Genomic DNA, 23,293 nt, shown 5'->3' on the forward strand with positions numbered 1-23,293 from the left:
CCCGGGGCAGCACAAGCCCGTTCCGGGCTGCGGCTTTCGCGCGGTATGTCCATCGGGTGGAAGGCAGCACACGACGCGGTGTCTACTGGGAAGGAACGTATCTCCTCCCTCACGGGTTTTGACGTGGCACAGCAGCAGCGTTCGACTGTCGTCGGCAAGACGGCTGACTACCTCGACCAGCGCACCTCCATCGGCGTCGCCGTCAAGGAGTTCGCACGCAAGGTCTTCCCGGACCACTGGTCCTTCATGCTCGGCGAGATCGCGCTGTTCTCGTTCGTCGGGCTCATCGCGTCGGGCTTCTTCCTGACGATGTTCTTCGAGCCATCCATGGCACTGGTGCGCTACGAGGGCGAGCACCCACCGACGCTGGAGCACCGGCTCATGTCGGTCGCGTTCGCATCGACGGTGGAGATGTCGTTCGAGGTGCGCGGCGGTCTGCTCATGCGGCAGATCCACCACTGGGCGGCCCTGATCTTCATGGCCTCGATCGTGGTGCACATGATGCGCGTGTTCTTCACCGGGGCGTTCCGCAAGCCGCGTGAGATCAACTGGATCGTCGGCATCGTCCTGATGATCCTGGGCCTGGCGGCCGGTTTCACCGGCTACTCGCTGCCTGACGACGTCCTGTCCGGCAACGGCCTGCGCATCACCGACGGCGTGGTCAAAGCGATCCCGGTGATCGGCGCGGAGCTGTCATACATGATCTTCGGCGGCGAGTTCCCCGGTGAGCACATCATCCCGCGGCTCTTCACCCTGCACATCTTCGTCATCCCCGGACTGCTGGTCGCACTGATCGGACTGCACCTGTTCCTCATGGTGCTGCAGAAACACACCCAATACCCCGGCGGCGGTCGTACCGACAAGAACGTCGTCGGTTACCCGGCCATGCCGGTGTACGTGGCCAAGATGACGGGCAACTTCTTCATCGTGGCGGGCGTGCTGACCCTGATGGGCGCCACGATGGCGATCAACAACGTGTGGAACTACGGCCCCTACGACCCAGGGGTGGTGTCCGCCGGCGCGCAACCGGACTGGTACATGCTGTTCCTGGAAGGCGCGTTGCGGCTGATGCCCGGCGAGGGCACGGAGTGGGTCATCGCCGGGTACACACTCTCGTGGAACGTGCTGATCCCGGCCGCCATCGTCCCGGGTATCCTGTTCACGTTCCTGTTCGTCTACCCGTTCCTCGAAGCGCGCGTGACAAAGGACGACCGCGAACACCATGTACTGGACCGACCACGCAACAGGCCGGTACGCACGGCGCTGGGGGTCTCGTTCCTGACGGCGTTCGTCATCCTGGCGCTGGCCGGGTCGAACGACCTGATCGCACTGCAGTTCAGGCTGTCCATCAACGCGATCACGTGGGTGTTCCGCATCTTGGTCCTGATCGGGCCGGTGCTCGCCTTCTTCATCGCCAGGCGCGTCTGCCTCGGCCTGCAGCGTAAGGATCGCGAAGTCGTGCTGCACGGACACGAGTCGGGTCGCATCGTCAAGCACGCCAACGGCGGGTTCATCGAGATTCATGTGCCGCCGTCCGCCCAGGAAGTCTGGTTGCGTACCAACTATGACTCCCCACGACCGCTGGACACCGAGCCTGCCGTCGACGCACGCGGCGTGCGGCGTACGGACTATCGGTCGGACAAGAGGTGGCAGAAGCTGTCCCGGTTCTTCTACGAGAACCGCGTCGAGCCTGTCACGCCCACCGAGGTCGAGGCCGCGCGCCCTCACACCCGGCACGACGCGTCCACCCGCGACGCGATCGGGGCGAGCGCACCGCCCCGCACCGCGAACCACGGCAAGGCCACCAGCGACCGCTCACGCGGTGCACAGCTCAACGCAAGGTAGCCAACTCAGCACCGTCGCCTGAGGGGCGGAGCCGCGGGCGAAGATTTCCCTCATCTGGTTGATCTCCTCCCGCTGGGTCCGCACGATCTGGTCACAGACCCGATGATCCCTGGGTCGGTGAGTGAGGCCTCCTGGCAGACCGGGATGGCGCGCGAGTAGTGCAGGATCATCGAGTAAGAGAACGCGTTGTCACCGACGAACATCACCGCCAGGCTGATCAGCAGCGCGAGCCCGAGCGCATGTACATCGGAATCATCGCTCGTCCCTCCCGGATCAGGTCGAGGGGACTGGCCTAGCCGTCAGGCGCCGCAACTTTGAACCCGTTTGGGACCCTAAGCGGTCCGCACACCACTGGCATCCGCGCGACCATGCCGAAAGACCTTGTCCGCTCCCGTGCCCCAGATGCGTGTGCCCGCACCCCGGTGCAGCCTCGAAGAGGACCCACCTCAGGCGCCGGCGACCATGCCGCTCAAATCTGCCGGGTCGGCCACGGGCGCGGCTGCCGGGTGCGGGCCGCACCGTGCTGACCGGGTGCCGCGATCACCGACCGGCCAACAAGCGGTCAGCGGAAGCCAGGGAGAACACACCAAGGAGACAAACATGAGCGCGTTCACGGGGCCCGAGGGCCCGATCCGCGATGTCGCCAACGGGATGACGGTGGTCGATGCCACCGGCGAAACAGTGGGGTTCGTCGACGAGATGCGCATGGCCGACGCCGGTGCGGTCACCGGCGCAGGCCAGACACCCCCAGGTGGGGGTAACCCGTTCGCATGGGTCGCCAAACTCTTCAGCACCGACAGCGGCCTGAGCGCGCAGGCGCAAGAACACCTCGCACGCGGCGGGTTCATCCGCGTCGACGCCAACGGCCCGTTCACCGGCCACCGCTACGTCGAAGCCGACCAGATCGCCGTGGTCGCAGGTGACGAGGTACTTCTGTCCGTCGCCGCCGACGAACTGCTCCGGTAAGCACATGCACCGGCACCCAAGCTCCGCCAAACCGACCACGACGAACCGACGCTTCCTCGTACCCGCGCTGCTAGCGGCCCTGATCTGTCTGCTCACGGCGTGCGGTGACGGCATCCCCGACCCTGACGAGAACGTGTCCGTGGCAGACGTCGCCGAGGCGGAGGTGCCCGAAGGCAAGCAGGACCGACAGGACCAGCCTGGCCTCGCCAACCGTGTCGTCACGGTCGAAGGCGAGATCCTGGAGATACTCGACGCCGGCGCGTTCCTCATCGGTGACCCGGGTGTGCTGGAACCGGCAGTCCTGGTGATGAGCCCGTCGGCCGACTTCGCCGATCAGGGCATGGACGCGGCACACGCCCTCGTCGAGGACGAGACGGTGGTCGAGGTCACCGGTACCGTGCGGCGACTCTCTCTCGGCGAGTTCCAGGAGGACTACGCCATCCCCTACGACGTCTACGAGGAATACGCCGGCGAAGCGGTCCTCGTCGCCGAAAGCGTCGAGATCCTCCAACTTCGGGAATGACACCGCTCCTCGCACTGCGGATCTGTGTCGTCTTCAGGATGTTCGCCGGGAATCGCCTCTGCGCTCATCGGCCCTTTCATCGCCGCCGTCATCGTCCTCGTCAGCGGCCTGGTCCGGGACGCTGCGCGGTCCCGGGTTGGCGCGCTCGGGTGAGGGCGCGTCGTCGGGTGTGGCCCCTGTGCTCGGTCCCGGGTTCGCCCGAGGAACTGGCACGGCGTCGTCGTGCTCGTTCTCGCTTTCGTTCTTCGTCATGCTCACTCCCTTCGGAGGGTGGTGTGGTGGCACGGAAGGCAAGGCGTCCGTGCCACCACCCTGCGACGCTACGTCGCTCGCAGTTCACTCGCACCCAGGTGCTGGGTTGGTTCCGTCTCCCGGGCCGAGGGTGCTGCGAGCGGATCCGCCACTCGGTTCTGAGGGCTTGCCATAGGGCATGACCCGGCACGAAGGCGGCGACGCCGACGTGAGCGGGGACATCGGCAAGCGCAGGAGCTAGCTTGCGTGCCGTCGACCGGGTGACGTGACGTTACGGCGATCGGGCCAGAGTGCGGCCGCCAGCCCCGCCACGATACTCAGAGCGTGCAGCCAATTGCTCGCTCGATTGACATTGATATCACTGATGCCCGAGCTATTGAGCAAGAAAATTCCGTACCCGAACATTGCGCCGTATCCGACCGTTGTTACCCAGCCGAAGGCCCGTGCTCCGCCTGGGCTGGACCACACGATGACGCCAAGGAACCCGGTGGACAGGTGAGCGATCTTGAACAACGGATTGACGGCTAACCCGAACAGGTCTTGGCTGGTGAAGCGGCTGGCAAAGCCGGCGGGGCTGGTCACGAAGAAGCCGGCAACTCCAATGGTCAGGTAGATCACACCGATCGCGAAAACAAGCCACTGGTACGACGCCAGGGCATGTCTGGATTCCGGCTCTTGCGCCATGATCACTCTCCGTTCCGCGCCCGCCAGTTGGGGAATCCTTGTCGGGACAGTTCCAGGTCGCCAGCCGGGACGCTTCTTGAAGCGCCTGCAATGTCGGTTGGCATGCGTCCCGTGCGGTGGGTCGAGACCACCGTACGACCTTCTATCGGAACAAGCCGTCGGTCTTCGCCGCACATTCTCACGGTTGGCGAAATCCGTGTTCCACAAGGGCTCGCGCCTTCCAATGCCGATCCCACAGACGTCTGGTCCTGTAAACATCTGGCCCTACGAAGGTGTTGTCCTACAAAGGTCTTGTTGCTCCGTGTAGCCTTCTGCGCCGGACCGGATCGCCAGCGCCACCCTGCACCATCGCTGCTCAACACAGGTTCATCGATTCGAGCACCGATCCCGTGAGCCCTTTGCGTCATGCTTAAGAACACAGCGGGTGGCTCAGTCGCCTGACGGTTGCGAATGGAACAGCTCTCGTTACGGTCGGAGAGGCGAACACGAGAGCCGCGACCTACGGAGTGATCCGATGACCGCTGACGAAACTGAATTGCACGGCCCCGCACCGGAGACTGGTGAAATTGCCGGGCCGGCCGTGTCGCGGCGAACTCTGCTCAAGTCTCTCTCGGTGCTCGGGGGCGCCGGCCTGGTAGGCGGGGCAAGCCTGGCAGGTTGCACCCAGACTCCGGGGCCTGCTGGGTCCGGGGCTGCGGTCGGCGTCGACGATGGTGTCTTCCAACCCGAGCGCACACCGTTGCCGCCGGGCGACGCACCGGACGAGCTGCGCTTCTTCACCGATCAGGAGGTCCGGCTCCTCGAGGCGATGCTCGCTCGGCTGGTACCCGGCGACGACCAGGACCCTGGTGCCGTCCAGATGGGCGTGCCGAGGTACATCGACAGCAAGCTCGCCGACTACGTCCCGTACGCCGAGCCGACCTACACACATGGACCGTTCGCGGCCGCGTACGAGGGCTCCGCGAACGAGGTGGAACGGGACGAGGTTCCCGTCGCGGAAGAGCAACTTTACCGGTATGGGTACCAGGGCAGTCGACCCCCGCAAGATGTCTACAGGCTCGGTCTAGCGGCCTTGGACCGTTACGCGCAGACCCGGTACGGCCGGTTCTTCGCCGACCTCGCCCCAGGTCGGCGGGACGAGATCCTCGTTGTTCTCGATGATCACGGGCAGCGCAGCGAGGGCGCCGACCAGGTCACCGGCAGCGCCGCAGGTGACACCCAGAGCACAGCAGGAATCTCGTCGAGCGACGATGTGCTGGACCAGGCCGAGGATGTGTTCGGCGCGGTCGATCCCGGCGGGTTCTTCTCGCGGGTGCGCACGGACACGATCGAGGGCATGTTCGCTGACCCCGTGTACGGCGGGAACCGGAACCTGGCCGGATGGCGGCTGGTCGGATGGCCGGCGGCCCAGCGCTCCTACTCGCCGCAGGAGATGCTCCGAGGCACGGACAAGCAACCCCGGGCGATGCACGGGCTGCCTGTCATGAACCCCGACCGGCCCGGGGGCGGCAGGCAGGCGCTTGAACAGCCCCACCACGGTGTGGGAAGGGGTTGAGGATGCGGCGACACGACCCGGTGGACATCGTGACGATCGGCGGTGGCATGTCCGCCTCGATTTTTGCCTCCCAGATCCTGCCGCCGACGTCGCTCCAGATGGTCTCGCTGGAGCAGGGGCCGGCCCAATGGACCTACCCCGACTTCGCGCACAACCACGACTCGCTGCGCTTCCAGAACCGGTTCGCGATGATGCAGGACATCTCGCGGACCACCTGGACCTGGCGACCCGACGCCCGCTCGCCGTCGCTCCCCTACCGCCAGTTCGGCAGCTTCCATCCCGGCGAGGGACTCGGCGGCTCGATGGTGCACTGGACCGCGCTGACCTGGCGGTTCCTGCCCGACGACTTCCGCTACCGCAGCCTCAACGAAGAGAAGTACGGCAGCGACCGCATCCCCGACGAGATGACCACGCAGGACTGGCCGATCGGTTACGACGACCTGGAGCCGTACTACGACCAGCTCGAGTACGACATGGGTGTCTCGGGCAGGGCCGGGAACCTCGGTGGCCAGATTCTGCCCGGCGGAAACCCGTTCGAAGGCGCGCGGCAGCGCCCCTACCCGAACCCGCCGCTCGCCCGGAGCAAGTTCGGTCAGCTCTTCGCGGATACCGCCGAGCAGCTGGACCACCACCCCTTTCCCACCCCGGCGGGCATCCTGTCCCAGGGGTACACCGACCCGTACGGCAACACCCGCGCCGGATGCTTGTACTGCGGCTTCTGCACCCGCTACGGCTGCGAGGTCGGCGCGAAGACGAGCCCGCTGACCACCTGGCTCCCGCCTGCCCTGGACACGGGGCGCTACGAGGTGCGCACCGGCTGCCGGGTGCTGCGGATCGAGACCGCTGACGACGGGCGGGCCACCGGCGTGCGGTACGTCGACTCGCGCGGCGAGGAGCACGTACAGCCGGCCGAGGTGGTGGTCTGCTCGGCATTCACGTTCGAGAACGTGCGGATGCTGCTCCTGTCCCGGGGCGGCGCGCATCCGGACGGCATCGGCAACGACCGCGGACAAGTCGGGCGCAACTACACCTACCAGCTGGTCCAGTCACCGGCAAAGGGCTTGTGGGAGCACGAGAGCTTCAACTTCTTCATGGGCAACGGCTGTACCAGCTCGCAGATCTACGACTACAACGCCGACAACTTCGACCACTCCGATCTCGATTTCCTGGGCGGTGCGGCCATCTCGGCCGCAGCCGGGCAGCGTGAACCGATCAGCTCGTCCAGCACGCTCCTGGACGGCTTCGTGGACCGGCAGTGGGGTGCGCAGTGGAAGTCGATGCTCGGCCGGTACTGGGACCGGGTCGGCACGGTGAACATCGAAGGTGACAGTCCCGCCTACGCCGGCAACTTCCTGGACCTCGACCCCACCTACAAGGACGAGTGGGGGCTGCCGATGCTGCGCATCACCTTCGACTGGCGCGAGAACGAGCAGAACATGTATCGGTTCCTGGCCGCTCGCTGCGAGGAGATCCTGCGTGCCATGAACCCTGATCGGGTCAGCGTCACCTCGGAGCTGGGTCCCTACCGGATCGACCAGTACCAGAGCACGCACCCCACGGGTGGGGCGATCATGGGGCGCGATCCGGGCGACAGCGTGACGAACAGCTACGGGCAGGTGTGGGACACCCCGAACGTGTTCGTGACCGGCGCCGCCCTGTACCCGCAGAACCCGGGCGCCAATCCGAGCGGCACGGTGGGCGCGCTGGCGCTGCGCACCGCCGAGGCCATCCGGGACCGCTATTTCGCCAAGCCTGGTGAGCTGCTGTGACCCGCACCAGAGCATCTTCCCGAGTGTCGGTACGCGCCGTGGCCGGAATCGTTGCCGCCGCGGCGGCCACCCTGGTCGCGACCGCCACCATGGCCGGCTGTGCGGGAACCGACGCGCCGCCGGCGACCGCAGTGGTTCTCGACACCGACGGGTTCGACCCGGTTTCGCTGGAGACGGCTGCCGGCAGCGAGGTGCGGTTCGTCAACCGCTCGGAGCGGCCACAGGAGCTCACGTCGCTGGTGCTCGACGACGGTACGGCGGCCGTACCGCAGGGTGCCGTGGCCCTCGATTCAGGCCGCCTGGTGGCGGGCGCCACCTACGCGGCGCGGTTCGAGATCCCGGGCGAGTACGTAGTCGAAGCGGTCCTGGCTCCGACCGGCACCCCGGCGGTCGTCACGATCCGCGTGGAGGAGAGCCCATGATCGCTTCCCACGTCCCGTTGATGTTCCCACCCGCCAGCGACGACGCGAGCCGGGTCGACAGCCACTGGCAGCTGATGCTGATCATCGGGTCGATCGTCTGGGTGGTGGTCGTGACGGTCGCGCTCGTCGCCGTGCTGCGCCGCAGGCGCAGCACCGAGCCGACCGACGACGCTCCCGGACCGACGACCGGCAACGGGCACCTCGTCGTGGGGTTCCTGGGTGCGGTGGCGCCCGCGCTGATCATCATCGGGGTGATGGCCGACTCGGTGCTGGTGCTGCGCGACACCGGCAGCACCAGCAGCGCAACCGACGCGGCGACGGTCGTCGAGGTCGACGGCAAGCAGTACTGGTGGGAGGTCCGGTATCCGGAGCACGACGTGGAGACCGCCAACGAGATCCACATCCCCACCGGACAGGACGTTCGCGTCGAGCTCACGAGCTCGGATGTGATCCACAGCTTCTGGGTGCCGCAGCTCAGCGGCAAGGTGGACCTGGTCCCGGGACAGACCAACGTGTTGACGCTGAACGCTGACGAGCCTGGCACGTACTGGGGTCAGTGCGCCGAGTACTGCGGTCTCCAGCACGCGTGGATGCGCTTCGTGGTGGTCGCACACGACGAACCGGAGTACGCCGGCTGGCTCGAGGCGCAGGCCACGCCCGCCCAGGCTGCCGACCCCGCCGAGGGCGAAGGTGACGACTTCGAGAGCGGACCGGGGTCTGCCCCCGGACCGGTCTCGGACGTGGCCGCCGGCCGGGAGATCTTCATGTCGTCGTCCTGCGTCTACTGCCACACCGTGGCTGGCACGGAGGCGCGGGGCACGCTCGGGCCGGACCTGACGCACCTGGCGAGCCGGCAGATGATCGGCGCCGGAGTGCTGCCGAACGACCGCGAGAGCCTCGCACGATGGATCGAGCACCCCCAGGATGTCAAGCCGGGCAACGCGATGCCGGGCACCGAGCTGGAGGATGACGAGCTCGAAGATCTCATCACCTACCTGGAGAGCCTGGAGTAGCACGTGACCACGACAGACCACCAGCAGCCAGCGCCGACTGCCGAGGAGCGAGCACGTTTCGAGGAGGTCTGGGCCCGCCCACACGGCTGGCGCCGCGCCTTCACGTCGGTGCAGCACAAGTCCGTGGGCACGCGCTACATGGTCACCGCGTTCGTCTTCTTCTTCGTGGGCGGCCTGCAGGCGCTGCTCATGCGCGTGCAGCTCGCGCAGCCCGAGCAGCAGGTGCTCTCGGCCCAGACGTACAACGAGCTGTTCACCATGCACGGCACGACGATGATGTTCCTGTTCGCCGTGCCGTTCCTCGAGGGGCTGGCCGCATACCTGCTACCGCTGATGCTCGGTGCCCGGGACATGCCGTTCGCGCGCTACAACACCTTCAACTACTGGTGCTATCTCCTGGCCGGGATCATTCTGTACGGCAGCTTCCTGGTCGGCATGGTGCCGGACGCCGGCTGGTTCGCCTACGTCCCGCTGTCCGGTCCCGAGTTCGCTGACAAAGCCATGGACATCTGGCTGTTCGGCCTGGCGCTTGCCGAACTCGCTGCGATCGGGGCGGCCATCGAGATCATCGTCGTCGTGCTCGGCATGCGTGCCCCCGGGATGTCGCTGGACCGCATGCCGATCTTCGCGTGGACCATGCTGTGCGTCGCGGCCATGATCATCCTGGCCTTCGTGCCCCTGCTGGTCGGATCGCTGCTGCTGGAGCTCGACCGCAACATCGGCACCGCCTTCTTCGAGACGGATCGGGGCGGGGACCCCCTGTTGTGGCAGCACCTGTTCTGGATCTTCGGGCACCCCGAGGTCTACGTCATGTTCCTGCCGGGCGCCGCCATCATCAGCCATGTCATACCCGTGCACTCCCGCCACCGGCTGGTGGGCTACCCCTTCGTCGTGGCCGCGGTGGTCGTGACCGCGATCATGAGCCTGGGCCTGTGGGTGCACCACATGTACACGACCGGGCTACCGCCCGTGACGCTGTCGTTCTTCACCGCGGCGAGCATGTCGATCAGCGTCGCCTCCGGCGTGCAGGTGGTCGCCTGGCTGGTAACCCTCTGGTCGGGCCGACCGCGGCCGACCGTCCCGATGCTCTTCGCGCTCGGCTTCCTGTTCACGTTCGTCGCCGGCGGCATCACCGGCGTCATGGTTGCCTCCGCCCCCTTCGACGCGCAGGCGCACGACACCTACTTCGTCGTCGCGCACTTCCACTACGTGCTCATCGGCGGCATGCTGTTCCCCGTCCTCGCGGGTCTGTTCCACTGGTGGCCCAAGTTCACGGGCCGGATACCGTCGGCCCGGCTCGGCAAGGTCAGCTTCTGGCTGGCGTTCGTCGGCTTCCACCTCACTTTCTTCCCCATGCACCTGACCGGCCTGTGGGGCATGCCGCGCCGGGTGTTCACGTACGACGCCGGGCTCGGTGTCGGCCTGCTGAACCTGCTCTCCACGATCGGCGCGTTCGTGTTCGCCACCGGGCTCGTCCTCACGGCGATCACCTTGCTGGGCGCGCTGCGCCGCGGGGAGCGGTCGGGACCGAACCCGTGGGGCGCCGACACACTCGAGTGGGTGGCCGACTCGCCACCCTCGTCGTCCAACTTTCCCCAGATCCCGGTGGTGGGCAGCCGGGCGCCGCTGTGGGACCCACAGCCGGACGACCCCGAGCTCGACCGGATGGCGGCCGCGTTCGACCACGCCCCGCAGAACGTGCGCGCCACACCCTTCACGACTGCGCTGAACGCCCGCCCGAGCACCGCGGCGGTGCAAGCCAGCCCCAGCATCTGGCCGCTACTGACTGCTGGCGGGCTCGCGCTGGCAGCCGTCGGCCTGCTCCTGGAGAGCGGCTGGGTCGTGGGTGCAAGCGTGGTTCTGATCGTGGCCGGTCTCGTGGCGTGGGAGCTGCAGAACGAGTGCGAGCTCGGCGCCGCCGAGGCCAAGGAGCCGGTGGGCGGCGAGTACCCGGTCGAGGCCCCCGGGCCGCGGTCACCCGGATGGTGGGGAGCGACCATGGCGACCGTGGTGCTCGTGGTCGCCGTGACGACCGTCGCGTTCTGCATGCTCTTCCTCCAGGTCAATGCACCGGTATGGCCGGACGGCGCGACGCTGGGCACGCCGTGGCTGTCCGCGGGTACCGGGCTCGCCCTGCTGGTCGCGATCGCAGCGTCCTGGTGGGGATCACGGCAGGGCCAGCTCGAGCACGACGCGGAGCCAGTGGCGCGAACCACCCACCTCGCGGCCATCTGGGCCACGACCGTCGCAGGAACGGTGGCCCTGGCTCTCGCGGTCGCCCAATGGTCGACGGGGGGCCTGGACCACACGGCGCACGCCTACGACTCCGGCGTCCTCATGCTGGTCGGCACGCTGACGCTCGCGACCCTGCTCGGACTGGGAATCACCGTGTCCGCCCTCGTCGCACGCCTGACCCACACGCGCGACGTCCGCCCGCGCATCATGCTGCAGAACGCCGCAGTCCTGTGGACCGGAGTGCTCCTCGTCTGGGCGGTGGCATGGGCCGCCACCGACCTCCTACCCACGGCGGTGGTCTGACATGCCCACCGCCGGACCCAACAAGTCCCGTTCCACGCGGCTCGCCGTCGCAGGGGTCCTCGTCCCACCCGCCGCCTGGCTCGGCGCCCTCGGGCTGTCCTACCTGGTGCAGGACTTCGCCTGCACCGCGTACACCAGCGCCGGCCACAGCCCACCCACCACGGTCATCGGCGCAGTCGTCGTGGGCCTCGACGTAGTGCTCCTCGTGCTGGCCCTGGCCGCGGGAGGCGTCGCATGGCGTGTGCACCGACGAACCCCGGACACCGAACACTCCGCGCCACTGAACTTCCTCGGTCTCCTCGGGCTGCTCCTGTCGCTGGGCTTCGGGGCAGGGATCGTCTTAGTGGCCGTCAACCCACTCGTCCTGGAGGTCTGCGCATGAGACAGAACCACTACTCGTCGGCCGCAACGCGCGGTCGCCGGGTGCTGGCCCTCGTTGCTGTCACGGGCACGGTGCTCGCGCTCTTCCTCGCCCTGGTCGTCGCACCGCCCGACGCTGTGCAGGGTGAAGCCCAGCGCTGGATGTACCTGCACGTCCCGGCCGCGTGGACGGCGTACGTGTGCTTCGCCGTCGTGCTCGTCGCGAGCCTGCCCATGGCGCGGCGCGGCGCGGTCCGGCCGCTCGCCGTCGCGCGTGCCGCGGCCGAGGCCGGGGTGGCGCTCACGGCGCTGACCCTGGTCACCGGGAGCGTCTGGGGCGCGCAGACCTGGGGCACCTGGTGGGTATGGGACGCCCGGGTCACGACGACCGTCGCGATGGGCCTCGTCTACGTGGCCTTCCTCGCCGCCCTGGCACTCGCCACAGGCGCCGGCGGCCGGCGAGCCGCCGGGCTGGTCGGCGTGCTCGGATTCGTCCTCGTACCCGTGGTGCACCTGTCCGTGGTGTGGTGGCGCACGCTCCACCAGCCCCCCACACTGTTGGCGCCCGGTGCCGGGGCACCGATCGCTCCGGCCATGGCGTGGGCGCTCGCGGCGTCGGTAGCGGCGTGCATGCTGCTCACGGCGGTCGTGGTACTCGCCCGTGTCCGGCTGCTCACCTCTCCCGCCGACGTGGACGCCGGCGGCGCGGACGTCGCGGAGACGACCGTCCCACTCCGGGTGGCGTCATGAGACCTGCCGCTCCACGTGGTCGACGGCGCGCCTGGGTGGTGCTCGCCGCCGCGGTGCTCGGCCTCGCGGGTCTGCTGGCCTCCGCGACCCAGGACGGGCTCACTTACTGGGGCACGCCCAGCGAGCTGACCGCGCAAGGCCCCCTGGAGCAGGACGTGCGGCTCGGGGGCCTGGTGGTCCCGGGCAGCGTGGTGGAGGACCCCGTTGGCACCTCGTTCGTGCTGACCGACGGCGCCACGGACGTAACCGTGCGCTATGCGGGTGCCCTGCCCGCGACGGTCCGTGAGGGCGAGGGCGCGGTCGTCGAGGGTGTGCTCGACGGGCAGGTGCTGCACGCCCGGTCCGTGCTGCTGCGGCACTCGAACGAGTACCGGCCGCCCGAGGCCACGTCATGACGGCGGTCGTCATGATGAGCGGCACCGTCCTGCTGGTCCTGTCCCTGGCAGCGGCGGTGACCTCCGCGATTGCGTCCGGTGCTGCCGCCCGGATGCCCGTCGGCGGAACCCCGGACGGGGCCCTGCGACCTGACGCCCGCCGGCTCGCCCGGTTCGGCGCGGGTGCCCTGGTCGGGTGCGCCGCGACGGTCGGCGCCGCCGTCGTGCTCCTGGAGACCGCTCTGCTGCTGCAGAACACCGCGTGGCCCTACGTGGAGCGCGTGACGGACGCTGGTATGCCGACGTACTACCGCGCGACGGCGATGTGGTCGGCGCTGGAGGGATCGCTGCTGCTGTGGCTGTCCGCGCTCGCGGCCGTCGCCGCGGTCGCCACCGCGAGGACCCGCAGACTGGAACCGGCGGACCGTGCTGCGGTCCGGTGCGTTCTGGCCGTCACGGTCGTGCTGTTCTGCGTGGTATCGCTGGTGGCGTCGCCGTTCACGGCTGCCGCCGGAGGGGGCGGGTCGCCGAGCCCGCTGCTGCGCGACCACGTGGCCATGGGCATGCACCCGCCACTGCTCTACGGCGGGTTCGCCGCACTCGCCGTGCCGTACGCGCTGTCGGTCGTGGCGCTCGTGCGGCGCCGGCTCCCGCGGGGCTGGGCGGCGACCACCCGGGGGTGGAACATCGGGGCGTGGACGCTGCTGACCGCCGGCGTCGGGCTGGGCGCCTGGTGGTCCTACGCAGTGCTCGGGTGGGGCGGCTACTGGGCCTGGGACCCGGTGGAGAACGCTTCCCTGCTGCCCTGGCTCGCATCGACCGCCCTGCTGCACACGGTCGGTCCGCGCACCCGGAGCGGGCGGTGGCGCACGTGGGCGGTCGTGCTGGCCGGCCTGGGGCTCGTGCTCGTCGTGCTCGCTCAGCTCATCACGCGCTCCGGGCTCGTGGAGTCCGTCCACGCGTTCACGACGTCGGCGCTCGGCCCGGTCCTCGCGGCGGTGCTCGGTGCGGTCGCCGTGCCGTGGCTGGTCCTGCTCGGGCGCACCCACTCTCTCGCCGGCCCAGTGGTCCCAGGCGGTTCCGGGGACCGGGGCGGGATCCGGGGCACCGCGTTGGACGGCCAGCGCACGCTGCTGGCCGTCGTCCTCGTGGTGATCGCTGTCGGCACCTTGCTGCCCACCGCGCTCCTGCTGCTGACCGGAGAGCGGGTCTCGGTCGGCCCGCCCTGGTACCAGCGCACGCTGGCGCCGTTCGCGCTGCTGCTGCTCGTGCTGCTCGCCGCGGCCCCGTGGCTGGTGCGGACCAGGCGGACGCCGCACCCGCTCTTTGCGGGGGCCGCGGGTGCGGTGGTCTGCTTCGTCGTTGGCAGCACGCTCCGCGATCCTGCCCTCGCCGTCGTGTCCGGGCTGGCCGCGTTCACCGTCACCGCGGGCATGCCCGTGCGCCGCCGACGCGCCGGAAGAAGGCCGGACAGGCGCGCCGTCGGCTCCTGGCTCGCGCACACCGGCGTGGCACTGGGCGCGGTCGCCATCGTCGCGGGGGGCCACGGGACGGTGCAGGAGGCGGTACTGCCCGTCGGCGAGACGCTGGCAGCCGGGGACGTCACGGTGACGCTGGTCCGCGTCGACCGGCTCGACGAGGCCGGCCGACAGGTCGCCGAGGCCGAGCTGCTCGTCGGCCGAGACGGGCAGCACGTCGGCACCGCCCGGCCGCAGCTGCGCTGGTATGCCGACGACGCGGCGATGCTCGCCGGGCCGGACATCCGCAGCGGGTTCATAGACGACGTGTACGTCACCCTCCTTGACTCCGACCCGGCCTCCGGCTCCGCCACCGTCCGGCTCGCGGTGACACCGCTGGTCGGGTGGCTCTGGGCGGGCGTAGCGCTCGCCGTCGCGGGCGGAGTGGTGGCTGCCTTTCCTCGCCGCAGGCCGGTGACGGGCCCGAGGGCGTCCGCCCGCCGGCTGCTGCCCTCGCGCACGGCTGCCCGGCTGCGGACCGTGCTCGGAGTGCCCTTCCTCGTGGTCGGCCTGGCCGGGTGCGCCCCGGCCGAGGACGAACCGGCGCCGGCGCCGGCACTGGCGGGCGAAGGTCTCGACGGCCACGAGTACGACGTCGCGGAGCTGCGCGGGTCGGTGGTGCTGGTCACCGCATGGGCGTCGTGGTGCGCGCCGTGCCGCGACGAGATGCCCGTGCTCGTGGACGCGCAGGAGGAGCTCGCGGACGCCGGGCTGGAGGTGCTCGGCATCAACGTCCGCGACCTGCCCGGTCCCGCGCGCCGGTTCGCCACCGAGCACGAGCTGTCGTTCCCGAGCATCGTGGACCAGCAGGGCACCATGTCGGTCGCCTGGGGGCTGCGCGGTGTCCCGGTCACCTACCTCGTGGACCGGGAGGGCCGTCTCGTCGAGCAGCATCCCGGCCCGGTCACCGCGGAGTGGATCGACACCGTCGTGGAACCGGAGGTGCGCGGATGAACCGGAGCCGGCGTCCCTGGGCCGCGGTCGTGCTGGCTGTCGTCATCGCCCTCGTCGCGGCAGCCGGGACGGTCGTCGCCCTCACCGGCCGGGAACCGCCGACCCCGAGCGAGCAGACCCGCGCGGTCGCGAGCACGCTGCGCTGCCCGTCGTGCCTCGGCGAGCACGTCGCCGACTCGACCTCGCCCGTCGCCGAGTCGATGCGCCTGGTGGTGGCCGAACAGCTCGAGGCCGGCCGCTCCCCGGACCAGATACGTGCCTGGTTCGCGAAGGCTTACGGCGACGACGTGCTGCTCGAACCGCCACGACGTGGCCTGGGCTGGGCGCTCTGGGTTGTACCGCTGGTCGTGGTCGGCGTGGCGGCGCTCTGGTTCTCCCGACCGCGGCGTAGGCACGCCGTCGGCACCTCGGCGGCCGTCGTCGGTGTGGCCGTACTCGGTATCTGGTGGCTCGCGCCCGCCGCGCTGCCCTCGCCGAGCGACGCCGTGCGTGCCGAGGCGAACGGCGCACAGGAGCGCGCCGGGACCGCGGTGGCCGTGCTCGAGCAAGCCGCCGCCGAACAGCCGGGCCGCGTGGAGCTGAGGGCATCGCTCGCGCGCCAGCTCGAGAAGGCCGGACGCACCGACGAAGCGGTCGGCCATTGGGCCGCCGCCGTACGGCTCCGGCCGATGGACGCGCACCTGCGCTACCGCCGCGCCTTCGCGCTGGTGCGGGCAGGATCCCCCGGCGAGGCGATCCCGGTGCTGGAGGAGACTCTCGCCGCCGACCCCCGGCATGCACCGAGCCTGCTGCTGCTCGGCTCCGTGCTCCAGGAGTCCGACCCCGACCGTTCGGCAGAGCTCCTCGAGCGGTACCGGGCGGCAAAGGACGGACCCGACGAGGAGGACTCATGAAGCGACGGCCCGCCGGGGCGCGGACGGTGGCTGTTCTGGCCATCGCGCTTGCCACCGGCTGCACCGTGATTGACGACGGCGAGCCGACCCCCGGTGTGTCCGGGATCGTGACCTCCACCCTGCGTGTCGGCCTGACCGAGTGGAGCATCGAGACAAGCGGCGCCGTACCCGACGCCGGCGACCTCACAGTACTGGTCACCAACACGGGTGCCACCGGGCATGACCTCGTCGTGCACGGGGAGCACGGCACCTGGCAGACGCCGGTCCTCGCCGCCGGTGAGCGACATGAGCTCGCGATCACCACCGAGCCCGGCGAGACGCTCGAGCTGACCTGCAGCGTCTCCGGGCACCACGCCGCCGGCATGAGCGCACAGCTCGATGTCGCGGAGCTCGGTGCCGCGGAGCCCGGTGACGCGGTGGGCCGGTGAACCGCCGGTCACCGACAGCCGCACTGACGACGCTCACCGCCGTCGCGCTCGTCGTCGCGGTCCTGGCCGCCGCCGGTGGACTGGTGATCGGAGGGATCACCGACCCCCTGTTGCGCGACCCCGGGCCCTTCGTCCGGTGGGGCCTTCCGGTGGCCGAGGTGGTCGCCCGGCTGGCCGCGACGGTGACCATCGGCGCGCTGGCGCTGGCGGCCACGGTCCTGGCACCGGACGCGGCGGCCCTGACCGTTCGCGTTGCCACGGCAGCGGCCGTGGTCTGGGCCACGGCCCAGGCGGCCTGCCTGCCTCTCACCGCGCTCACGGTCGTCGGCTCCGCGACCGCCGACGACGGCACGCCCGCCTTGCCCGTACTCCTCGGCACGACCCTCGGTCCGTCTCTGGTCTGGGCCGCGGCGCTTGCGGCGGCGGTGTCGGTCGTGCTGCTGCTGATGCCGTACCGCGGCCGCACGCCCGCCGCCCTGGTGACCGCGCTCCTCGCGCTGGTTCCCGTGGCTGCGGCCGGCCACACCGGACACGGGCCGGGTCACGGCGCGGCCTCCGCCCTGTGGCTCCACCTCGGCGCCCTCATGATCTGGGCGGGCGGGCTGCTGGTGCTGGTGGCGCTCACGTACGGACCGGGAGCCGGCCACACGCGCGATGCCGCCTCCCTCGCCGCAGTACGCCGGTTCTCGGGGATCGCGGGGTGGTGCTACTTCGTCGTCGCCGCGTCCGGCATGGTCGCCGTCCTGGAGCTGTCCCCGTCCCTGGCCGCTCTCCTGACGACCGGCTGGGGCGCTCTGGTACTGGCCAAGACAGCCCTGTTCGCCGGGCTCGGCGCCGCCGGACTGGCCCACCGGCGGGACGTGCTGGCACGGGCCGCGCTGAACGGCGGGCATCCCCTCGCCCGGCTCGCGCTCGGTGAGGTGGTGGTCCTGGCCGCAGCCCTCGGGCTTGGTGTGGCGCTCGGCGCCTCCGCGACACCAGCTGCCCCTACGAACGCAGGCGCGCTGCCGCCGCTCACGGTATCGACGGCCCTGACCCGGTGGAGCCCCGAACCGGTGCTGGCTCTGGCCGCCATCGCAGGACTGGTCACCTATCTGCGCTGGGTCCTCTGCCTGGCCCGACGTGGAGACCACTGGCCGGCCGGACGGGTAGCCGCCTGGATCGCCGCGATGGTCCTCCTGTTCTGGGTCACCAGCGGCGGCCCGGCGGCATACGGCCACGTGCTGGTCAGCGCCCACATGGTGCAACACATGGTGTTGGTCACCGCGGTCCCCGTGCTCGCGGCCCTGGCGTCGCCGGTGACTCTCGCGCTGCGTGCCCTGCCGATCACGACGGACGGCCCGCAGGGACCCCGTGACTGGCTGCTCGCCGCCCTCGGCAGCAGGCTCGCCCGCGTGCTCCTGCATCCCGTGGTGGCCACGGCCAACGTCGTGGTCGGCATGGCCGTGTTCTACGCGACGTCCCTCTTCGAACGGAGCCTGACCAACGGCGTCGTCCACCTGACGGTGGCACTGCACTTCAGCCTGGCGGGTTATGCCTTCGCGACGATCCTCGTCGGTACGGACCCCCTGCCGCACCGGACGCCGTACCCGCTGCGACTGCTCATGCTCGCTCCGGCCATGGTGTTTCACACCGGGCTAGGACTCATGCTGGTTACCAGCTCGCAAGTGGTGCTAGCCGCCACCGTGCTGGCCGAGTCCCGGCCGGCCTGGCTCACCGATCCCGTGACGGACCAACAGGCCGCCGGGGCCCTCGTCTGGGCGCTCGGGGAGGTGCCGGCACTGGCACTCGCTCTCATGATCGCCGCCCGTTGGGCCGCGGCCGACGAACGCGCTCAGCGCAGAGCAGCGCGTCGAGCAGCGGCTTCCCTCACCCAACGCCGAACTCCCAGGTGACGCGGATCAACCTTGAAGGCGCACGTCAAGGCACTGGGCAGCCAGATGCGAGCTCTCACGCAACGGGGCAGCATCGAAGTGACCGAGCCACTCACGCGTTCAGGAGAAACAACCAGCACGACCCGCCCCATCTGTCCGAACCGACAAGAGGCTCGCGTGATGGACGACCGTCCAGCCGCACCGGGTCATCAAGAATGACGACGAGAGGAACGACCATGACCGAGTTCACAGGACCGACGGGACCGATCCGCGACGTCACCACCGGGATGACCGTCATCGACACCGGCGGTGAGACCGTCGGGACTGTCGACGAGGTGCACATGGCCGATGCAGGCGCGGCCACCGGCGCTGGCCAGTCGCCCGACCAGCCCGGAGGCACGGTCGCGTGGATCGCCGAGGCGTTTCGTGGCAACAGCGAGATGGGTCAGCAAGCGCAGGAGCGCCTCATCCGCCTCGGGTACGTCCGCATCGACGCCAGCGGACTCTTCTCCGGACACCGCTACGTCGAAGCAGACCAGATCGCCGCGGTCGCCGGGGACCAGGTACAGCTGTCAGTCACGGCGGACCAGCTGTTCAGATAGACCGGCGCCCTGAACCCCGGTGACCCGGGTCGTTCGCCGAACGCAGAGCATCAACGGGCATGCCGTGCGAGTCGGTCGCGTGCACGAAATGCTAGGACCGTTCAGTGAAGCAGCCCGCTGTCGACCGACGACGTGTTCGACGGCGCTGGTGGTGGCCCTACATGGCGGCGTCGAGCCTGGGACAGGCAGAAGCCTTCCGACGTGATCGCCTACAGACGGAGAACACCACATGACAACTGACTACGACGCCCCACGCAAGACAGCCGAGGACGAGGACGTAGAGCAGGATTCGATCCAGGAACTACAGGCACGCCACTCCGCGAAGGCCACAGGTGTCCTGGACCCGGACGAAACCGAGGTAGCCGAAGAGTTTGAGCTCCCAGGCGCTGACTTGTCCGGCGAGGAGCTCACGATCCGAGTGCTGCCCCGCCAGGAGGACGAGTTCACCTGCACCAGCTGCTTCCTCGTGCACCATCGAAGCCAGCTGGCCCACGAGCGTACCGACCAAGCGATCTGCACCGAATGCGCCGCCTGATCCCCCGGCTAACAAAACCCCGGACTGACGGGCACCACGTCCTCTGGTCGCGTTCCCTCGCGTGGTGCGGACGGCGCCCGCTCAGCGACACCACCCGCGCGTCCCGTGTTTCGGGTTGCCACTTTGCTCGAGAAGCGCGCGTCTGAGAGCTGCGAGTCAACCCTCTTCGGGTTCCAGGGCGCTCCGGTCGCCCAGCTTGCTCGTCGTGACGACGCTGAGCGTGCCGTCGGTTTCCAGCATCACCCGGGCGACCTGATCGAATCCGCCCACGCCGCTGGAACGTACCGCCTGCCGTACTTCCGCCGTGGTGAGGCGCTGCGCCGCGATCGCTGTCTCGTCCAGTACGCCATCGCACAAGTGTGTGACCGGGCGTGCGGTCACCACGGACCGGCTGGGACCCATGCGAGAGGTGGTCCAGGACACAGCGAGCTGGAGCAGGACGAGAACGACGAATGCCGTCGCACCCTCTGACCAGGCGACGTCCGCGCTGAGCAGGACCGTCGCCAACGTCGACCCCAAGGCAACAGTGACCACGAGATCGAACGCGTTGAGCTTGGCAAGCGTGCGCTTCCCGGACAGACGCAGCACCACCACCAGCACGACGTAGGCGGCAGCCCCTACCACGACCACACGCACCAAGTCGCCCCACGAGTCGAACCACACAGGTTTCTCCCTCGGCTCACGGTCGTCATCGCCAACAGCGGTGCCACCGTCGGGCTTGCGGAGGTGATGTCACCCGGAGCTCAATGATTTGACGCTCCCGCACGGCGATCATGGCACCAGCTCGTGCGATACAGGCCTGATGTACGCGTAGGTGGTTCGCTGCGGATGGTCTTGCGTCGTGTATCCGATTCCCGGACGGAGGCATTTTGAAGGGGGTAGTCAGGTCAGTCTGAGCAATCACGCTCTGCCGGCCGGGAGTAGTCCGGTACCGGTCTGGCCTGAGCGTCCTCTGGGGTCGCCGCGATGCCGTTGCGGGTGATGTCCTCGATGAGCCAGTCCATCTCGAGGATCTCGCGGCGCTGGGCCTCGCTGATCTCGACTGCGAGCTCACACACCCGCACGTCCTGGATCTGCGCGCGCTCGGAGCGGGTGATGGCCAGTGAGTGGTGCGGGATCATCGCGCGCATGAAGGCGGTGTCGTCCACCGTGACCTGGCTGCGGTCCAGAAACGTCCCGCCTCCCAGGAGCAGGACGCTGACCACGACCACCGCGACGTTGGCCTTGGTGCTCTTGTACATGTTGAGCATCCACGCGAGCATCACCAGACCCATCGCACCGCCCATGGTCACAGCCATGAAGACGCGGCTCTGACTGAAGCGCACATGACTCCACTCCCACGAGCCGACGAACATGGTCCAGTACATAACCACGATCGCGGTGAGGATCATCGCGGCGAACCGCAGATACATCCGCGAATCGTGAGACTGATGCTGCTCGGAGTGCTTCTCGGTTTCTTCCGTCGACACAGGTCGGACTCCTCACCGTTCTCACGGAAGCGTCGCTTCCTCGCTCGGCCTTGGCAGAAGCTCCTTGTCAGGCGATGGCGCTCAGCAGATCGGTGCAGGCTGCTTCGCACTCACGGCACGCCTCTGCGCACATGCGGCAGTGCCCGTGCATGTCGGCGTGCTGCTCGCATTCGTCTCCGCAAGCCCGGCAGGCGGCGATGCATACCTCAAGCTGAGCACGCGTGATGTTCGCGTCGTAGCCGGTGTGGCGGGACAGGATCCGGGCTGTCACGTCACAGATATCCGCACAATCCAGGTTCGATCGGATGCACTTACGCAGGTCGGCGACCATGTCCTCGCTCAGACACGCGTCAGCGCAGGCCGTGCACGTCTGGGAGCAGTCGACGAGGACGTCGATCGTGTGGGCGATCAGGTTTCGGTCAAGGTTGATGGTGGCCGGATAGGCGTCGAGCATGGCGGCAGTTCGCATGGTCTCTCCTCGGGACGAGTTCCGGACTCGCCAACCACGCTATGGACGGTCGCGAACGCTCGCACTCGGGGACATCCACGACCCCGGACATGCTCATCAACGACTGCTATGCCAATGCACCCTGCGCAGCGGTGTTGGGCAACATCGTGCCCGACCCGGTCGACCCCGAAACGACGACCGTCTCCCCGACGGGGGGACCAAGGCCGCCGAAACGGTAGGCGCCCTCCCAGCACAGCTGTCTCTAAGCCTGGAGAACCCGATCTCGCGACGAAGCGCGGTTTGGTCGGCTTGCGGCGCGTCTCGACGTTGCCGTACGCACAGTGGTTCGACCTACCAGCCATGGGAACCACCCTCCTCACACAGTGCGGTGAGGGACTGGCGCCCGCACTGAAGGGAGCGTCGACGCAGGTCACAAGGCATTTTTGCAGGTTGTGGGCCCAGAGGGACTCGAACCCCCGACATCCACGGTGTAAACGTGGCGCTCTAACCAACTGAGCTATGAGCCCTGGCAGCGGACCACAATACCCGCCCCCAGCCCCGAACCAGGTCAGATTTTACGAACTGGCCGGATCAGATCTCCACTACCGCTCGCCGGTAGTCCTCCAGGTCGCGTGCCTGACCCCGCGGGTTGACCACGCACCAGCGGACGATCCCGTCGGCGTCGATCAGGAAAGTCCCACGCAGCGCGATCCCCGAGCTCTCGTCGAACACCCCGTAGTCACGCGCCACCGCGCCGTGCGGCCAGAAGTCGGAGAGCAGGTCGAACTGGTAGCCCTCCGCCGCCTGCCACGCCTTGAGCGTGAAGACGGCGTCCGTCGAGATGACGAGGAGCCGGACGCCGGCGGTCTCGAAGTCCTCGATGTTGTCGCGCAGCTCGCACAGCTCGCTGGTGCACGTCCCGGAGAACGCGAACGGGACGAAGACGACGAGCACCGGTGTCCCCCGCAGGTCCGACAGCGTGGTCGGGGTGCCGTGCGTGTCAGGGAGCGTGAAGTCGGGTGCTGGGTCACCCGGCTTCAGCGACTCCGCGGGAGCGGTCGGCGCGGCGGCGGACTCGGTCATGGCTTCAGACCCGTCGGGCCATCACTTGCCGCGGCCCCGGTACGCGAGCCGGGTCGCCGACCAGTCCTCCGCGATGGCAAAGGTGCTGGTGGTCTGCAGGCCGGCGGTGGTGGCGGCCTCCTGGATGTCTCCGTGGCCCACCTCGCCGTCCCGACCGGGCTTGGGCGTGAGGATCCAGATGATGCCGCCGTCGTCCAGCACGGTCAGCACATCCACGAGTGCGTCGGTGAGGTCTCCGTCGTCCTCCCGCCACCAGAGGATGACGCCGTCGGTCACGTCGCCGAAGTCCTCGTCCTCCAGCTCGCTGCCGATGATCTTTTCGATGTCCGCCCGGAGTGCGTCGTCGACGTCGTCGCCCCAGCCGAACTCCTGCACCACCTGGCCGGCCTCGAAACCGAGGCGCCCGGCGCCCTGGGTGTCCGTGCTCACTTGGTTGATC

General features: G+C 69.0%; 24 protein-coding genes and 1 tRNA gene. 17 read left to right on the top strand and 8 right to left on the bottom strand.

Going from position 1 to position 23,293, the window contains the following annotated elements; translation table 11 throughout:
- Positions 1-45: 45 nt before the first annotated feature.
- The 3 genes from qcrB to ACQEVI_RS03605 all read left to right on the top strand — a co-directional run bounded on the left by qcrB (position 46) and on the right by ACQEVI_RS03605 (position 3,334).
- Positions 46-1,845 carry a cytochrome bc1 complex cytochrome b subunit gene (gene qcrB / locus ACQEVI_RS03595; protein WP_432894778.1) on the top strand — a complete coding sequence of 600 codons (1,800 nt, stop codon included), beginning with the start codon at positions 46-48 and terminating at the stop codon, positions 1,843-1,845.
- A 600-nt stretch (positions 1,846-2,445) separates the two neighbouring features.
- Entirely contained in the window at positions 2,446-2,811 is a 366-nt protein-coding gene (locus tag ACQEVI_RS03600; protein WP_432894780.1) for a hypothetical protein, read from the top strand.
- Positions 2,812-2,815: 4 nt separating this feature from the next.
- On the top strand, positions 2,816-3,334 hold the full coding sequence (locus tag ACQEVI_RS03605; RefSeq protein WP_432894782.1) for a hypothetical protein: 519 nt from the start codon (positions 2,816-2,818) through the stop codon (positions 3,332-3,334).
- Between the two features lie 33 nt (positions 3,335-3,367).
- Here the strand turns inward: ACQEVI_RS03605 and ACQEVI_RS03610 are convergent, their stop codons facing one another.
- On the bottom strand, positions 3,368-3,586 hold the full coding sequence (locus ACQEVI_RS03610) for a hypothetical protein (protein ID WP_432894784.1): 219 nt from the start codon (positions 3,584-3,586) through the stop codon (positions 3,368-3,370).
- Positions 3,587-3,823: 237 nt separating this feature from the next.
- Positions 3,824-4,270 (bottom strand): DUF4383 domain-containing protein, encoded by a 447-nt coding sequence (locus ACQEVI_RS03615; RefSeq protein WP_432894786.1) that lies wholly within the window; start codon positions 4,268-4,270, stop codon positions 3,824-3,826.
- 580 nt (positions 4,271-4,850) lie between these two features.
- Between ACQEVI_RS03615 and ACQEVI_RS03620 the strand changes: the two genes are divergently transcribed.
- The 14 genes from ACQEVI_RS03620 to ACQEVI_RS03685 all read left to right on the top strand — a co-directional run bounded on the left by ACQEVI_RS03620 (position 4,851) and on the right by ACQEVI_RS03685 (position 19,854).
- Positions 4,851-5,825 (top strand): gluconate 2-dehydrogenase subunit 3 family protein, encoded by a 975-nt coding sequence (locus tag ACQEVI_RS03620; RefSeq protein ID WP_432894788.1) that lies wholly within the window; start codon positions 4,851-4,853, stop codon positions 5,823-5,825.
- Between the two features lie 2 nt (positions 5,826-5,827).
- Positions 5,828-7,594, top strand: coding sequence for a GMC family oxidoreductase (locus ACQEVI_RS03625; protein ID WP_432894790.1), 1,767 nt, complete (start codon positions 5,828-5,830; stop codon positions 7,592-7,594).
- A gap of 38 nt (positions 7,595-7,632) precedes the next feature.
- The gene (locus ACQEVI_RS03630; RefSeq protein ID WP_432894792.1) at positions 7,633-8,016 is read left to right on the top strand and encodes a cupredoxin domain-containing protein; all 384 of its coding nucleotides are present in this window, start codon (positions 7,633-7,635) and stop codon (positions 8,014-8,016) included.
- Entirely contained in the window at positions 8,013-9,029 is a 1,017-nt protein-coding gene (coxB, locus tag ACQEVI_RS03635; RefSeq protein WP_432894794.1) for a cytochrome c oxidase subunit II, read from the top strand. The genes ACQEVI_RS03630 and coxB overlap by 4 nt, the downstream gene beginning before the upstream one ends.
- Before the next feature lie 3 nt (positions 9,030-9,032).
- The gene (gene ctaD / locus ACQEVI_RS03640; protein ID WP_432894796.1) at positions 9,033-11,567 is read left to right on the top strand and encodes a cytochrome c oxidase subunit I; all 2,535 of its coding nucleotides are present in this window, start codon (positions 9,033-9,035) and stop codon (positions 11,565-11,567) included.
- A gap of 1 nt (position 11,568) precedes the next feature.
- Positions 11,569-11,949: a hypothetical protein gene (locus ACQEVI_RS03645; protein ID WP_432894798.1), complete on the top strand. Its 381-nt coding sequence runs from the start codon at positions 11,569-11,571 to the stop codon at positions 11,947-11,949.
- Complete coding sequence (gene ccsA, locus ACQEVI_RS03650; protein WP_432894800.1) at positions 11,946-12,677, top strand: cytochrome c biogenesis protein CcsA; 732 nt, start codon at positions 11,946-11,948, stop codon at positions 12,675-12,677. Before ACQEVI_RS03645 ends, ccsA begins: the two co-directional genes overlap by 4 nt.
- Positions 12,674-13,072, top strand: a complete 399-nt coding sequence (locus ACQEVI_RS03655; protein WP_432894802.1) for a cytochrome c maturation protein CcmE — start codon at positions 12,674-12,676, stop codon at positions 13,070-13,072. Before ccsA ends, ACQEVI_RS03655 begins: the two co-directional genes overlap by 4 nt.
- On the top strand, positions 13,069-15,522 hold the full coding sequence (locus ACQEVI_RS03660) for a cytochrome c-type biogenesis CcmF C-terminal domain-containing protein (protein WP_432894804.1): 2,454 nt from the start codon (positions 13,069-13,071) through the stop codon (positions 15,520-15,522). Before ACQEVI_RS03655 ends, ACQEVI_RS03660 begins: the two co-directional genes overlap by 4 nt.
- Entirely contained in the window at positions 15,519-16,415 is an 897-nt protein-coding gene (locus tag ACQEVI_RS03665; protein ID WP_432894806.1) for a cytochrome c-type biogenesis protein CcmH, read from the top strand. The genes ACQEVI_RS03660 and ACQEVI_RS03665 overlap by 4 nt, the downstream gene beginning before the upstream one ends.
- On the top strand, positions 16,412-16,843 hold the full coding sequence (locus ACQEVI_RS03670; RefSeq protein ID WP_432894808.1) for a hypothetical protein: 432 nt from the start codon (positions 16,412-16,414) through the stop codon (positions 16,841-16,843). Before ACQEVI_RS03665 ends, ACQEVI_RS03670 begins: the two co-directional genes overlap by 4 nt.
- Positions 16,840-18,738: a cytochrome c oxidase assembly protein gene (locus ACQEVI_RS03675; RefSeq protein WP_432894810.1), complete on the top strand. Its 1,899-nt coding sequence runs from the start codon at positions 16,840-16,842 to the stop codon at positions 18,736-18,738. Before ACQEVI_RS03670 ends, ACQEVI_RS03675 begins: the two co-directional genes overlap by 4 nt.
- 215 nt (positions 18,739-18,953) lie before the next feature.
- On the top strand, positions 18,954-19,319 hold the full coding sequence (locus ACQEVI_RS03680) for a hypothetical protein (RefSeq protein WP_432894812.1): 366 nt from the start codon (positions 18,954-18,956) through the stop codon (positions 19,317-19,319).
- 229 nt (positions 19,320-19,548) lie between these two features.
- Positions 19,549-19,854, top strand: coding sequence for a DUF4193 domain-containing protein (locus ACQEVI_RS03685; RefSeq protein WP_432894814.1), 306 nt, complete (start codon positions 19,549-19,551; stop codon positions 19,852-19,854).
- Between the two features lie 156 nt (positions 19,855-20,010).
- On the opposite strand, the gene ACQEVI_RS03690 is transcribed toward ACQEVI_RS03685, so the two are convergent.
- The 6 genes from ACQEVI_RS03690 to ACQEVI_RS03715 form a co-directional block, all read right to left on the bottom strand.
- A complete protein-coding gene (locus tag ACQEVI_RS03690; RefSeq protein ID WP_432894816.1) occupies positions 20,011-20,517 on the bottom strand; it encodes a DUF421 domain-containing protein in 507 nt (168 codons plus the stop codon).
- Positions 20,518-20,741: 224 nt separating this feature from the next.
- Positions 20,742-21,245 (bottom strand): DUF305 domain-containing protein, encoded by a 504-nt coding sequence (locus tag ACQEVI_RS03695; RefSeq protein ID WP_432894818.1) that lies wholly within the window; start codon positions 21,243-21,245, stop codon positions 20,742-20,744.
- 145 nt (positions 21,246-21,390) lie between these two features.
- Positions 21,391-21,792: a four-helix bundle copper-binding protein gene (locus ACQEVI_RS03700; protein ID WP_432894820.1), complete on the bottom strand. Its 402-nt coding sequence runs from the start codon at positions 21,790-21,792 to the stop codon at positions 21,391-21,393.
- Positions 21,793-22,224: 432 nt separating this feature from the next.
- Positions 22,225-22,298: transfer RNA gene (locus ACQEVI_RS03705), tRNA-Val, on the bottom strand.
- 64 nt (positions 22,299-22,362) lie between these two features.
- Positions 22,363-22,854 (bottom strand): peroxiredoxin, encoded by a 492-nt coding sequence (locus tag ACQEVI_RS03710; RefSeq protein ID WP_432894822.1) that lies wholly within the window; start codon positions 22,852-22,854, stop codon positions 22,363-22,365.
- Positions 22,855-22,875: 21 nt separating this feature from the next.
- Entirely contained in the window at positions 22,876-23,283 is a 408-nt protein-coding gene (locus ACQEVI_RS03715) for a DUF3052 domain-containing protein (RefSeq protein ID WP_432894824.1), read from the bottom strand.
- Between the last annotated feature and the right edge of the window lie 10 nt (positions 23,284-23,293).

Origin of the sequence: Promicromonospora sp. CA-289599 (assembly GCF_050936155.1) — a bacterium.
In the GTDB taxonomy this organism is placed as follows: Bacteria; Actinomycetota; Actinomycetes; order Actinomycetales; family Cellulomonadaceae; genus Promicromonospora.

What these genes read in the sequence shown, in the direction of transcription:
- qcrB (WP_432894778.1), top strand. Translation starts at nt 46, where the DNA reads ATGTCCATCGGGTGGAAGGCAGCACACGACGCGGTGTCTACTGGGAAG.
- ACQEVI_RS03600 (WP_432894780.1), top strand. Translation starts at nt 2,446, where the DNA reads ATGAGCGCGTTCACGGGGCCCGAGGGCCCGATCCGCGATGTCGCCAAC.
- ACQEVI_RS03605 (WP_432894782.1), top strand. Translation starts at nt 2,816, where the DNA reads ATGCACCGGCACCCAAGCTCCGCCAAACCGACCACGACGAACCGACGC.
- ACQEVI_RS03610 (WP_432894784.1), bottom strand. Translation starts at nt 3,586, where the DNA reads ATGACGAAGAACGAAAGCGAGAACGAGCACGACGACGCCGTGCCAGTT.
- ACQEVI_RS03615 (WP_432894786.1), bottom strand. Translation starts at nt 4,270, where the DNA reads ATGGCGCAAGAGCCGGAATCCAGACATGCCCTGGCGTCGTACCAGTGG.
- ACQEVI_RS03625 (WP_432894790.1), top strand. Translation starts at nt 5,828, where the DNA reads ATGCGGCGACACGACCCGGTGGACATCGTGACGATCGGCGGTGGCATG.
- coxB (WP_432894794.1), top strand. Translation starts at nt 8,013, where the DNA reads ATGATCGCTTCCCACGTCCCGTTGATGTTCCCACCCGCCAGCGACGAC.
- ACQEVI_RS03645 (WP_432894798.1), top strand. Translation starts at nt 11,569, where the DNA reads ATGCCCACCGCCGGACCCAACAAGTCCCGTTCCACGCGGCTCGCCGTC.
- ccsA (WP_432894800.1), top strand. Translation starts at nt 11,946, where the DNA reads ATGAGACAGAACCACTACTCGTCGGCCGCAACGCGCGGTCGCCGGGTG.
- ACQEVI_RS03655 (WP_432894802.1), top strand. Translation starts at nt 12,674, where the DNA reads ATGAGACCTGCCGCTCCACGTGGTCGACGGCGCGCCTGGGTGGTGCTC.
- ACQEVI_RS03660 (WP_432894804.1), top strand. Translation starts at nt 13,069, where the DNA reads ATGACGGCGGTCGTCATGATGAGCGGCACCGTCCTGCTGGTCCTGTCC.
- ACQEVI_RS03665 (WP_432894806.1), top strand. Translation starts at nt 15,519, where the DNA reads ATGAACCGGAGCCGGCGTCCCTGGGCCGCGGTCGTGCTGGCTGTCGTC.
- ACQEVI_RS03670 (WP_432894808.1), top strand. Translation starts at nt 16,412, where the DNA reads ATGAAGCGACGGCCCGCCGGGGCGCGGACGGTGGCTGTTCTGGCCATC.
- ACQEVI_RS03680 (WP_432894812.1), top strand. Translation starts at nt 18,954, where the DNA reads ATGACCGAGTTCACAGGACCGACGGGACCGATCCGCGACGTCACCACC.
- ACQEVI_RS03685 (WP_432894814.1), top strand. Translation starts at nt 19,549, where the DNA reads ATGACAACTGACTACGACGCCCCACGCAAGACAGCCGAGGACGAGGAC.
- ACQEVI_RS03695 (WP_432894818.1), bottom strand. Translation starts at nt 21,245, where the DNA reads ATGATCCTCACCGCGATCGTGGTTATGTACTGGACCATGTTCGTCGGC.
- ACQEVI_RS03700 (WP_432894820.1), bottom strand. Translation starts at nt 21,792, where the DNA reads ATGCGAACTGCCGCCATGCTCGACGCCTATCCGGCCACCATCAACCTT.
- ACQEVI_RS03710 (WP_432894822.1), bottom strand. Translation starts at nt 22,854, where the DNA reads ATGACCGAGTCCGCCGCCGCGCCGACCGCTCCCGCGGAGTCGCTGAAG.